We start from the raw sequence: 12,061 nt of genomic DNA, 5'->3' as shown, positions 1-12,061 counted from the left end.
GGGCGCCAGGACACCCGGTGTTCGGCCAGGTGTGCCAGCACCGCGTGGTTCGCCTCCCAGCCGTCCGGGAACTTCACGAGCGTGCCCAGCTGGACCGGTTCCGTCGACGGGTAGTCGTCCAGGAGGTCCTCCACGCCCGCGCGGCACACCACGATGCACGCGTGCCGGTGACGGGAGGCCAGCACGCACAGGCGGCCGGTCTCCAGGTGGAACGCCGTGGCGTCGGGGCGGCCGGACAGCGGGTGCAGCACCACCGTCACGTCGTACTCACGCCCCTGGAGGCGGTTCGCCGTGTCGACCGTCACGTCGGACACGCCCAGCTCGGCGAGCGCCGCGCGGACCGCCGCCGCCTGGTCGCGGTGCGCCGTGCCGACGGCGACCCGGTCGGTGGTCAGCGGGGACGGCTCGGTCGAGCGCTCCGACACCGCCGCCCCGCCCCGGTCCAGCAGCCGCCGTACCACCAGCGCCACCGCGCGGACCGCCTCCGGGTCCGTGCGCGGGGTGTGCCGGGCCGGAAGCTGCAGCAGCCCCCAGCCGGAGGCCGCGGCCTCGTCGATCACCCGGTCGGGGCCCGAACCGTCCGACGGGACGGCGAAGGCGAGCCGGCGGTCGCCCGGACCGGTGCCGCTGCGGAACGGCGTGTACGGGTAGAACGCGTCCGACACCAGCGGCGCTGCGGAGGCCGGCAGCCGCCAGGACACCGGCAGCCGGTGCTGCGGCAGATCCGGGTTGTGCGCGAGCAGGGTCGTCACCGCCGACGCCGACGGGTCGTACGACAGACCCGCCCACTGCTCGCTGCCCACGATCGAGAACGGGTCGAGCTGCCCGGGGTCGCCCACGAACAGCGCCCGCTCGAACAGTCCCGCCACGGCGAGCAGACCGTCGGAGCGCATCTGGTACGCCTCGTCGACGATCGCGTGCCGCCACGGCTCGTCCACCTTCACATGCGCCCACTTGGCCGCCGTGGACAGCACCACCGGCAGCCCGGCGAGATCGGCCGCCTTCGCCGACGTACGCACCTGCTCCAGCTCGTCCAGGGCCCGGTCGTAGGCGTCGGCGTCGCTGCTGTGCAGCCGGCCGACGGGCAGCTCCGGGTTCTTCTCGGCCAGCCGCAGCACCAGGTCGTCGACCTGCGCGTTGGTCTGCGCGACCACCATCAGCGGGCGCCCGGCGTCGGCCAGCTCCAGCGCCGCCCGCACCACCAGCGTCGACTTGCCCGCGCCGGGCGGGGAGTCGACCACGACACCGCGCGCGGTGCCGTGCAGCGTGTCCGCGAGGATCGCGTCCGTGGCCCGGGTCGCGGCCGCCCCCGGATCGAAGGCCGTCTCGGTCACGGTCACAGCACGTCCTCCTCGGTGACGGGATCGGCGGGCTCGGCGGCCTGCTCACCGGGCGGCCCGCCGTGCGTCCACGGGGTGTCCTCCGGGTCCGGCAGCTTCGCCCCGCCGCGCTGCTCGTGCTCGAACAGCGTGAAGCACACCCGGTCGCCCTTCTCGGGCACCGACCCCTCCTCGGCCTCCTTGCCGCGCCCCATCTTGTCGAGGATCCGCAGCACGAGCAGCGCGCCGTCCTCCTCGGCGCCGACGAACTCCGCCGTCTGCGGCCGCCCGCCCAGCGACCGGTACACCTTCACCCGCTCGCCCAGATGCGGCCGGTCGTCCGTGCGCACGGTCACCAGCGGCCGCGGGCTGGGCCGCTTGCCCTCGCTGTAGGCCATGGTCACGTCCGTCACCTCACCGGCGAACGCCTCCCCGGCCAGCCGCCGCCCCGCCATCACCAGCGGGTCGTCGAGCGCCTCCTGCGCCTCCAGCCGGGCCTGCTCGCGCTCGCGCGCCGCGAGCTTGTTCGCCGCGGTCACCGCGTCGTCACGGCGCGGCTGCGGCGGCTCCCCGGCCAGCACCCGGTCCCGGTGCCCGGTGAACGACCAGCGGTCCCGCGTCCACCGCTCCTCGACATGCGCGCCCGGAGGCAGCGCCCGCAGCAGATCGAGCCCGCGCCAGACCTTGTCCCAGGTGGGCAGGGTGACCTGCGCGACGAGCCCCCGGATCTCCTCCTCGGCCCGGCCGAGCGCACCGAGCCGCTGGTCGGCCTCCAGGCCGTCCTCGGCGGCGGCCAGCGCGGTGCGGGCCCGGTCGTAGCGCTCGATGGCGGGGGCGAGCAGCTTGTTGTCGAACGCCGGATCGGTGGCCGGCCCGGCCGGCGGGCACCGCAACTGCCCTCCCGCGTCCCTGGCCAGCTCCGCCTCCAGGGCGGCCTCGGCACCCGAGACGCCCTCCGGCGGATCGATCCATGCCAGCAGCGCCCCCAGATGCTGGTCCTCCAGACCGGACTGACCGGTGGCCCAGTGCCGGGCGAGCACCTCGGTGAGGGCCAGCAGCAGCGACGAGCCGGGCACCCGGGCCCGCTCGGCGTAGTGCGTGAACCAGCGCCCCAGCAGCGGCACCCGGGGCGGCGCGGGGTACGGCGTCTCCGGCTCCTGCTCGGCCGTACGCCTGAACCGCGTCGAACGCCCCAGCAGCCGCACCAGCTCGACGCCGGCCCTGCTCGGCACGATCAGCTGCGGGGCGTCCGCGCACAGCTCGACCTCCACCTTGACCCGCTTGCCGGTCTCCGGATCGGTCTCGGTGCGCTCGGCGCCCTCCACCACCTCGCCGTAGGACTCGACATAGGGCAGGACGACATCGGCCAGCTCCGCCAGGAACGCGAACCGCAGGTCCCGGTCACGCGGCTGCGGTACGACCAGCAGGCGCGGGGTGTCCCGGTCGGTGCCGACCAGCGCGCCGAGCGGGGCGCCCGCCTCACCGGCCGTGGTGAGCGGCACGAGGACCAGCGGCCGGTCGGACAGATGCCTGTGCCGGACGGTCGCGGCGGGCTGCGCGCGCCCGCTGCTGACCGCCTCCATCCGGGCGAGCGTGTCGATCAGCGACATGCGGCCCCCTCGAGCGCCTCGGCCCGCAGCTGTGCGGCACGCCGCAGCGCGGCCACCGCCGGATCGTCCGGGTCGCCGGCCTCACCGCGGGCCGCCGCCAGCACCTCGGGCACGGTGGCGAGTCCGCCCAGCTCGGCGCGCACGACCCGGCCGAGCGAGGTCACCGCCTCGGCCTCACGGGACCGCCGGCGGCAGTGGAAGGCCAGCTCGCAGGCGGCCAGGCACTCGGGGGCGTACGTCGCCGGCACGGACTCGACGGCCTCCGTGAGCTGCTCGGCGGGCAGCTCGGGGGAGAAGCACGTCCCCTCGGGCAGGGCGTCGGCGATCTCCTCGATGCGGGTGAGCCGGGCCAGCTGGCGCCCGGTCACGGCACGCTGCTTGCGCACGTCGACCGCGGCGGCGGTCGGCAGGTTGGAGAAGTCCTTGGGGCACACCAGCAGCACGCGATGCCGCACCCGCGGGACGGACTCCATCCGGCCCGCGACCTCCTCCAGCGCCAGCACGTACACGGCGGCCTGCCGGGCGGCGGCGCCCACCTTCGCCGGATCGGCGGAGCCGTCCAGCATGGGGAAGGACTTGATCTCGACGACCGTCCAGCTGCCGTCCGGGTGCACCACCACCGCGTCCGGCTCCAGGAACGCCGGGGAACCGGCGACCTCCAGGGCGAGCATCGGATGGTCCAGCAGGGTCCAGCCGCCCGCCTCGACGGCCTCCCGCAGCGCCAGCGCCGTACGCGCCGTGCGCCCCGCGGGGCCGGGCGCGGTCAGATCGGGCGCCGAGGTGCGCTCCGGCACCTCGGCGCCCGGATCGAGCTTGTCCCGCACCAGCCGCAGCAGCTCCGCGCCGCCGTCCGCCTTGACCTTCGCCTCGAAGGCGTTGCCACGCGTCAGCGCGAACTGCGACTGCCCGAACACCGACGGCGCACCGAGCGCGCCCGCCAGCGCCGCCTTGTCCACCCCGGCGCCGTCGAGGAGCGCGCGCCGCCGGCAGCCCGGGTTGGCGGCGAGGGCCGCGAGGGCGCGGGCGTCCAGCGCCCGTGCGGGTACGTCGGGTCCGCGCAGCTCAGCGAGCCGGTGCCGGAGCGCCGTCCCCGGTGTCCGTGGGGGCGGCACCCGGCTCGGCGTCGGCTCCGGGCCGTGCTGCGCGCTGCCGTGGAATTCGCTCACCCGCCGAAGTCTGGCATCCGTCACTGACAATCGAGGCAGGAGCGCCGGAAGAGCCGTCCGCGAACCGGCCCCGCACCCGGTCGGCGAGCCGCAGCACGGCGGGCGCGAGCAGCAGCCCGAGACCCATCACGGCGACACCGGCGACGGCGTCGAGCAGGTAGTGGTTGGCGGTCCCCATGACCACGAGGGTGGTCCCCAAGGGATAGACCACCGCGGCGATCCGGGCCGTCCGGCCGCGGCCGTGGCGCCACAGCATGACTCCGCACCACAGGGCCCAGCCGACGTGCAGGCTCGGCATCGCCGCGTACTGGTTGGTCATGCCGCCCATGCCGCGCGGCGCACTCGCCTCGCCGCCCCACCAGCCGTACGAGCTGTAGTGGGCCATCGTGTCGACGAAGCCGTACCCGGCGGCCAGCAGACGCGGCGGGCAGGTCGGCATCAGCGTGAAGCCGATCAGCCCGAGGAACGTGGACGTCAGCAGCCAGGTGCGGGCGGCCCGGTAGTGGGCGCTGTGCGCGCGGAACAGCCACACCAGCAGCGCGGGCGTGACCAGGTAGTGCAGCGAGGCGTACCAGAAGTCCGCCGGGATGCCGAGCCAGGGGGTGCGGGTGAACAGCCGGTTCAGCGGGTGCTCGGCGTTGATGTGCAGGAATTTCTCGACCCGCAGCAGGGCCAGCCCGTGATCGACGGCGTCGGAGACGTCACCGCGGGCGAGCAGACGGCCGGCCGAGTAGCAGCCGTACACGAGCAGGACCAGAGGGAGCTCGGTCCACCAGCGCAACCGGGTCGCCGGGCCCGCCTCGCTGCCTGGTGACTCGGTCTGCGGCATCCGATTCGCCCTCCCCCTTCTTCTCACTGCTGTTTCGCGGGTCTTCGCGCGCCGGGATCACCCGGCGGATGCGGGGGAGTCACTCTACGGCGTGGGCGGCACCCCTGGCGGGCCGCCCCCGGCCCAGGAAGACGCCACGACCGCCCGCCAGGTTGCCCGCCACACCCGTACGCGATGATGGAGAGGAATCCCCTTCCGGACCCGAAAGGCTCCTCGCATGGCACCGCGCATCCTGCTGGCACGGCACGGACAGACCGAGTGGTCCCTGTCCGGCAGGCACACCGGCAGGACGGACATCCCGCTCCTGGAGGAGGGCCGGTGCGGCGCCAAGCTGCTCGGCGAGCGGCTGCACCGCGCGCCGCTGGACGGTCTGCCCGACGTGGAGGTCCGCACCAGCCCGCTGGCACGCGCGCGTGAGACGTGCGAGCTGGCCGGCTTCGGCGACCGCGCGACGCGCTGGGACACGCTCATGGAGTGGGACTACGGCGCCTACGAGGGCCTGACCCCGGCCGAGATACAGGCGCTGCGCCCCGGCTGGTTCATCTGGCGCGACGGGGTGCCCGAGGGCGAGACCCTGGCCGAGGTGACCGCGCGGGCCGACGAGGTCGTCGCCTGGGCCCGCTCGGCGGACCGCGACGTCCTGATCTTCGCCCACGGCCACATCCTCCGCGCGATCGGCGCCCGCTGGCTGGGGCTCCCTGTGGACTTCGCGTCCCGCATCCGCCTGAACCCGACGTCCCTCTCCACCCTCGGCTGGGCCTACGGCGAACCGGCCCTCGAATCCTGGAACGACGTGGGCCACCTCGCCGCTTGACCGACCCGGTCGACCCGCATCCGCGCGCGCCACGACGCTGCCGCACCCGCCGACGGCGGGGAGGCGATGGGGTGGGGAAAAGGGGCGCGGGGAACTGCGCGAGCAACCACGACGTACCCGCAGATGAACGAACAACCGTGTCGGTCAAACACCCCGCGGCACGGACGCATGCCGTTCCAGGAACGCCCCCACCCCCGAAGCCCGCCGGTGAGGCAACAGCACCCGCGCCGTCCCCGCCAACATGCTCTGCACCCGCGACGACTGCACCTGATCCAGCAGCCCCAGCACCGTCAACCCCGCCGCGGCCGCCTCGTCCGGTCGGCCTCCCCGGGCCAGGTCGTCCGCCAGCTCCGCCGTGTACAGCGCCGTGTTCCGCGTGAAGTGAGGATCCTGCAACCGCGTCGCCCGCCGCGCCTGCCGCGCCGCCCGGTCCCAGTCCCCGAGCGTCGACCAGCACTGCGCCTCGAGACCGGCCAGCTCGGCCTCGCCGTAGAAGCTCATCCACTCCGGGTCCGCGTCCGACGGCCCCCGTTCGAACAGCGCCTGCGCCCGCGCCAGCGCCTGTTCGCACCCGAACCGGTCCGCGAGCCCCGCCCAGCCGCCGGCCTCGCGCAGCGCCAGCAGCGACATCAGCCGCGCCGACCCCAGCGGACGGGCGACCCGCTGCGCGGCCTGCGCCGCCCGCACCGCTTCCCGCGGTCTCCCGGCGTCCCGCGCCAGGAACGCCATGTTGCAGAACGCGTGCGCCTCCAGCCCCGCGTCCCCGGTCATCCGCGCGGTGGCCAGCGCCTCGGCGTAGTGCGAGCGCGCGTCCTCGAAGCGACCCGAGTCGTGTGCCAGCCACCCCACCGAGATGGCCAGCTCACCCGCGCCCGCGTGCAGCCGGTCCGCGGTCGCCTGCCGGGTCGCACCGGCGTCCAGAAGCGCGTAGGCCGCGCGCAGCGGGGCGGCCGCCCTCCGGTACAGACCGTCGGCGCCGTGCCGGTCGTCCAGCACCCGGATCCTGCGGACGGCCTCTTCCAGCGCGCCCGCCTCGCTCGCCCCGACCCGGCGGGCGGGACGTGCGAGGCGGACAAGGTCCGCGGGGCGCGGGGACGCCACGGCGTCCGGGGCGAGCTTGATGGGGCCCAGCGAGGCGGCGGCCACCGTGGCGCCTCCGCCGCTGATGAATGCGCGACGCAGCACGTCGCTCTCCTCATGGTCGTGGTGGTGCGTGTCATACGGGTCCTGCGGCTCATACGGTTCGACGCCCCCGCCCGGTTCAGCGCCGCCGGCGCCCGGTACGCGCGCCGCCCGCCCGCGTACCGCCGAGCGGGGTGCGAAGCCCAGGTCCACGAGCGTGCGGCCCGGGAACATGTGCAGGAACACCCGCTCGTAGGCGTAGTTGGGACAGCGGATCTCGCCCGCCTCGACCCGCCCGATGTAGCGCGCGTCGCAGCTGACCTGCTCACCGATCTCCCGAGCCGCGCGCCTCACCAGCGCGGCGAACTCGGCCGGTGAGCGTGCTCCGCGCAGCTGCCGGAAGACGAGGTTGGGCCGCGGTGGCCGGTTGGGCTGGGACGCTGGGACAGCGTTCACCGTTGACGACGCCATGGCCGGGTCCTCTCGTGCGAACCGTCGAACCATGCCGGAGCCGGGGCGAGTTGCCCCTGTTCGGGGTGATCGCCCTGTTGTCCGGCGGCAAGAACGTACCTGCTGTGGTCGGCCCGCCACGCAGTGTTTAGCTACAAACCGGATATCCCACCCACGATCTGCCATGAACTGCCATCCTTTGCGGCGGACTTTCGCCGTAGCCGTTGACACGGCCGCGCGTTGAACCCGGTGGACCGCGACAGGCCACTCGCAACCGGCCGTGGCGGTCCGCGACAGGGGCCCAGGAATCGCGTGATGGAGGCCGGGATGGAGACCAGCCAGAGCATCGCACCGTGTACGGCACCGGGTACGCCGGCGACGCACGCGCCGAGACCGGGGGGCAGCGCCGCGCCCGGCACCGCGGACGCGTGCGACCTCGTCACCGTGCCGACCCGCCAGGGCCTGGAGGCCGTCGACATCCTGCGCCGCGGCGCCTCCCACGCGGTCGGCCCCGTCCTGCACGACGACGGCTGCGGCACCCTCGCCTTCCTCGTCCCGCCCGGCACGGCGGCCGGCTGGGACGTTCCGGGCAGCACCTGCACCCAGACCGACGGCCGCGGGCTGCGCCTCGCGCCGGGATCGCCGGTGGACGGCTCCGCCTGGCTGCTCCCGCCCGGTGACGCCGACGGTGCGACCGACCCGGCGGTCCTGCGCCGCGCCCTGGGCGAGGCGGCCCGCCTGATCGAGGCGGCGGACAGCTGCCGCTGACCTGCCCGGCGCCCTCGCCCTCGGCCTGTCGCTGACCTGCCCCGCGGGCCCCCGCCCTCATGCCTGCCCCTGACCCGTCCGGCGCGCCCGCAGCCTGCCCCTGACCTGGCGCCCCCCACGCCCGCCACTCCTGCCCTCACTCCGTGCCGGCGCCCGCGGTCGCCCCGCCGCCGTTCCCGGACGCCGCGACCCCGGATAATGGCCGGATGGGCAAGTCCAGGAACCCCCGGCGCCGGCAGGCCGCGGCCGATGCAGTCGTGGAGCAGGTCGACGGCGGGCGCGCGGAGCTGGTCCCCGACCGGGACCGGGCGCGGGCCTGGACGCTGCTGGTGGACGGCGCGCCCCAGTCGCACGTCGACCTGGACGACCCGGCGTATCTCTCCTTCGAGTACCAGCGCCGCCTCGGCCACGTCATCGACCTCGCCGCCCCGCCCGGCAAACCGGTCCACGCGGTGCACCTCGGCGGCGGCGCCCTCACCCTGGCCCGGTACGTCGCCGCCACCCGCCCCCGCTCCACCCAGCAGGTCGTCGAGCGGGACGCCGCCCTCGTCCAGCTGGTGCGCCGTGAGCTGCCGCTTGATCCCGCCGCCCGGATCCGCGTCCGGTCCGCCGACGCCCGTGAGGGCCTCGGCAAGGTCCCGGACGGCTGGGCGGACCTGCTCGTCGCGGACGTCTTCAGCGGCGCCCGCACCCCCGCCCACCTCACCTCCACCGAGTTCCTGGACGAGGTCCGCCGGGCCCTCGTACCGGGCGGCGTGTACGCCGCCAACATCGCCGACGGGCCGCCGCTGGCGCACCTGCGCGGTCAGATCGCCAGTGCCGCCGCGCGGTTCGCCGAACTCGCGCTGATCGCCGACCCGGCGGTGCTGCGCGGCAAACGCTTCGGCAACGCGGTGCTGGTGGCGTCCGACGTGCCGTTGCCCGTCGCCGAACTGACCCGCCGAGCGGCCTCCGATCCGCACCCCGGCCGTGTCGAGCACGGCAGGGCGCTGCGGGACTTCACCGGCGGCGCCGCCCCCGTCACCGACGCGGCCGCCGTCGCGTCGCCGGCCCCACCGCCGTCGGTGTTCCGTTAGGCGCCGCCGTCAGTACCTGGTCAGGCATCGCTGCCAGGACACGGTCGGGCGCCGCCGGCAGTACGCGGTCAGGCACCGCGGTCAGGCACCGCCGTCAATACGTGCCGACGTCGACCCGAGGCGGCCCGTCGTGCCAGGTGCAGAACACCGACACCCGGTCCGCGCCCGAGGCGAACTCCACCCGGATCCACGTCTCGGTCTTCCACCACTGCATCGACCAGCCCGAGTTCGGGGCGGCCGACACCAGGGACGCGCTGGAGGGGCCGATGTCGAACACCACCCGGCCGCCCTTCGAGTCGTAGCTCCTGACCCGGCCCGAGGCGGTGGCGGACGGGCTCGGGGAGCCGGCCGGCGGGCGGGAGGAGGCGGCCGGCCGGCGGCTCGGCGACGGCGACACCGAGGGCGACGGCGTACGGGACGGCGACGCGGACCGGGCCGTGGACGACACCCGCGGCCCCGCCCCCTGCGTCGTCGCCTGAGCCGCCGTGATCGGCAGGGCGCGCGGCGGGTCGTAGACGGTGCCCGCCATCACCGTGTGCACGCCCCACCACGACAGCGTGACCGCCGCGCCCGTGGCGAGCGACCACGCCAGTACGTGTACGAGTCCTCTGCGCATCGCGGGCCATACTGCCTCACCCGTCACTCCCGTGTCCCGCGGACCGACAGGGCCCGGCCTCGTGACACCACCGGTTTTCCACAGCCCCGGAGTTGTCCACAGGCCCCCACCGGCGTCCCGCGCATGGCGTACGGTGCGGCGCATGGCAAGTGTTCTCGTGGTCGAGGACGACCAGTTCGTACGCTCGGCGCTGATCCGGCATCTGACCGACGCCACCCACACGGTGCGCAGCGTCGGCACGGCGCTGGAGGCGCTGCGCGAGGTCGCCCATTTCCGTTTCGACGTCGTCATCCTGGACCTCGGACTGCCCGACCTGGACGGCTCCGAGGCGCTGAAGATGCTGCGCGGCATCACCGACGTCCCGGTGATCATCGCCACGGCCCGGGACGACGAGACGGAGATCGTCCGGCTGCTGAACGCCGGCGCGGACGACTACCTCACCAAGCCGTTCTCCCCGGAGCACCTGTCGGCGCGCATGGCCGCCGTACTGCGCCGCGCCCGTGCCGGCGCCGCCGACGCGCCGCCCTCCACCGTCATCCGGGTCGGCGGCCTCACCGTCGACCCGCTGCGCCGCCAGGCAGAACTGGACGGGGTGCGCCTCGACCTCACCCGCCGCGAGTTCGACCTGCTCGCCTTCCTCGCCGGCCGTCCCGGCGTGGTCGTCCCCCGCCGGGAACTGCTCGCGGAGGTGTGGCAGCAGTCCTACGGCGACGACCAGACCATCGACGTCCATCTGTCCTGGCTGCGCCGGAAACTGGGCGAGACCGCCGCCAACCCGCGCTATCTGCACACCCTGCGCGGAGTCGGCGTGAAGCTGGAACCACCGCAGGAAGCGGAGCCGCCGCGATGAGGTGGGCCCTGGTCCGGGTCTGCCTGGCGGTCACCACGATGGTCGTGGTCGCCTTCGCCGTGCCGCTCGGACTCGTCATCAAGGAGATGGCCCGCGACCGCGCCTTCTCCAACGCCGAACGGCAGGCGGCGGTCGTGGTGCCCGCGCTGTCCATCACCACCGACCGCGAGCAGCTGGAGCGGGTCGTCGCCTCGGCCGGCACCGGCGACGGCATGGCGATCCACCTGCCGGCCGGCGACGGCAAAGCCGCCCTCGACCTCGGCCGCAGGCGCGCCACCACCGAGGACATAGAGGCGGTGCGCAGACTGGGCCGCGCCTCCACCGCTCAGGTGCCCGGTGGTTCCGTCCTGCTCCAGCCCGTGGCGCTCAGCCTCGGCACCGTCGTCGTCGAGGTGTACGTCCCCGAGTCCGAGGTCAGCAACGGCGTGGGGACGGCCTGGGCGGTGCTCGCCGGGGTCGGCGCGGCGCTGGTCGTCGGCTCCGTCGCGGTCGCCGACCGGCTGGGCGTGCGGATGGTCCGCCCGGCGCAGCGGCTCGTCGAGGGCGCGCACGAACTGGGCGAGGGCAAGCTCGGCGCGCGGGTGCCGGAAGAGGGGCCGACCGAACTGCGGCTCGCGGCGGTCGCCTTCAACTCCATGGCCGACCAGGTCGTCCACCTCCTCGCCAACGAGCGGGAGCTGGCGGCCGACCTGTCCCACCGGCTGCGCACCCCGCTGACCGTGCTGCGCCTGAACGCCGCCTCGCTCGGTGACACGCCCGCCGCCGAGCAGACCCGGGCCGCCGTGGCGCAGCTGGAGCGCGAGGTGGACACCATCATCCGTACCGCGCGCGAGGCCAAGCCGCAGACCGCGGCCGCCGGACCCGGCGCCGGCTGTGACGCGGCCGAAGTGGTCCGGGAGCGGATGGAGTTCTGGTCGGCGCTCGCCGAGGACGAGGGCCGCAAGTGGCGGGTGGCCGGTGTGGAACGCCCGGTGCGCATACCCGTGGCCCGCGCCGACCTCGCGGCCGCTCTGGACGCGCTGCTCGGCAACGTCTTCCGGCACACCCCGCAGGGCACGGCCTTCGCCGTCGACGTGCACAACGGCGAGGACGCGGTGATCGTGCTCGTCTCCGACGCCGGGCCCGGCATACTCGACCCGGAGGCGGCGATGGCCCGCGGCCGGGGCTCGGGCAGCGACGGTTCGACCGGTCTCGGGCTGGACATCGTGCGCCGGCTCGCGGAGTCCACCGGCGGTGACGTGCGTGTCGGGTCCTCGGTGCTGGGCGGCGCCGAGGTGCGGATCTGGATCCAGCTGGACGGCCGCCGCCGTATCCCCGCGGGACGCGGTCACCGGGGGAGCGTACGGCGGCGCCGCCGCCTCGCCACGAGGTGACGTCCCCCGGATTGGTCTCTACGTCCCCCGAATTGGTCTCTACCTTTAACCGGTCCCGATCCCTTCCT

At 74.9% G+C, this 12,061-nt stretch carries 11 protein-coding genes; 5 read left to right on the top strand and 6 right to left on the bottom strand.

Annotated features, from left to right (window positions below):
- The 4 genes from ACZ67Q_RS18445 to ACZ67Q_RS18430 all read right to left on the bottom strand — a co-directional run.
- On the bottom strand, positions 1–1,340 hold a 1,340-nt coding region (locus ACZ67Q_RS18445), incomplete at its 3' end, for an AAA domain-containing protein (protein WP_471183015.1).
- Entirely contained in the window at positions 1,337–2,929 is a 1,593-nt protein-coding gene (locus ACZ67Q_RS18440; protein WP_471183012.1) for a hypothetical protein, read from the bottom strand. The genes ACZ67Q_RS18445 and ACZ67Q_RS18440, both read right to left, overlap by 4 nt.
- Positions 2,920–4,041, bottom strand: coding sequence for a hypothetical protein (locus ACZ67Q_RS18435; protein WP_471183437.1), 1,122 nt, complete (start codon positions 4,039–4,041; stop codon positions 2,920–2,922). Before ACZ67Q_RS18435 ends, ACZ67Q_RS18440 begins: the two co-directional genes overlap by 10 nt.
- Complete coding sequence (locus ACZ67Q_RS18430; RefSeq protein WP_471183010.1) at positions 3,992–4,924, bottom strand: phosphatase PAP2 family protein; 933 nt, start codon at positions 4,922–4,924, stop codon at positions 3,992–3,994. The genes ACZ67Q_RS18435 and ACZ67Q_RS18430 overlap by 50 nt, the downstream gene beginning before the upstream one ends.
- A gap of 217 nt (positions 4,925–5,141) precedes the next feature.
- On the opposite strand from ACZ67Q_RS18430, the gene ACZ67Q_RS18425 reads away from it, so the two are divergent.
- Positions 5,142–5,738: a histidine phosphatase family protein gene (locus tag ACZ67Q_RS18425; protein ID WP_471183007.1), complete on the top strand. Its 597-nt coding sequence runs from the start codon at positions 5,142–5,144 to the stop codon at positions 5,736–5,738.
- A 144-nt stretch (positions 5,739–5,882) separates the two neighbouring features.
- On the opposite strand, the gene ACZ67Q_RS18420 is transcribed toward ACZ67Q_RS18425, so the two are convergent.
- A complete protein-coding gene (locus tag ACZ67Q_RS18420; RefSeq protein ID WP_471183005.1) occupies positions 5,883–7,331 on the bottom strand; it encodes a hypothetical protein in 1,449 nt (482 codons plus the stop codon).
- Between the two features lie 306 nt (positions 7,332–7,637).
- On the opposite strand from ACZ67Q_RS18420, the gene ACZ67Q_RS18415 reads away from it, so the two are divergent.
- Both ACZ67Q_RS18415 and ACZ67Q_RS18410 read left to right on the top strand, forming a co-directional pair.
- Positions 7,638–8,078, top strand: coding sequence for a hypothetical protein (locus tag ACZ67Q_RS18415; RefSeq protein ID WP_471183002.1), 441 nt, complete (start codon positions 7,638–7,640; stop codon positions 8,076–8,078).
- A gap of 206 nt (positions 8,079–8,284) precedes the next feature.
- On the top strand, positions 8,285–9,154 hold the full coding sequence (locus tag ACZ67Q_RS18410) for a spermidine synthase (RefSeq protein ID WP_471182999.1): 870 nt from the start codon (positions 8,285–8,287) through the stop codon (positions 9,152–9,154).
- A gap of 94 nt (positions 9,155–9,248) precedes the next feature.
- Here ACZ67Q_RS18410 and ACZ67Q_RS18405 read toward each other — a convergent pair whose 3' ends face one another.
- Complete coding sequence (locus tag ACZ67Q_RS18405) at positions 9,249–9,770, bottom strand: hypothetical protein (protein ID WP_471182996.1); 522 nt, start codon at positions 9,768–9,770, stop codon at positions 9,249–9,251.
- A gap of 142 nt (positions 9,771–9,912) precedes the next feature.
- Between ACZ67Q_RS18405 and ACZ67Q_RS18400 the strand changes: the two genes are divergently transcribed.
- Positions 9,913–10,620, top strand: a complete 708-nt coding sequence (locus tag ACZ67Q_RS18400; RefSeq protein WP_471182994.1) for a response regulator transcription factor — start codon at positions 9,913–9,915, stop codon at positions 10,618–10,620.
- Positions 10,617–11,993: a sensor histidine kinase gene (locus ACZ67Q_RS18395; protein ID WP_471182991.1), complete on the top strand. Its 1,377-nt coding sequence runs from the start codon at positions 10,617–10,619 to the stop codon at positions 11,991–11,993. Before ACZ67Q_RS18400 ends, ACZ67Q_RS18395 begins: the two co-directional genes overlap by 4 nt.
- Positions 11,994–12,061 lie beyond the last annotated feature (68 nt).

The organism is Streptomyces sp. NPDC036813 (genome assembly GCF_055609245.1).
The sequence above is the reverse complement of the archived record's forward strand: the minus strand, read 5'-3'. Positions and strand labels throughout refer to the sequence as shown.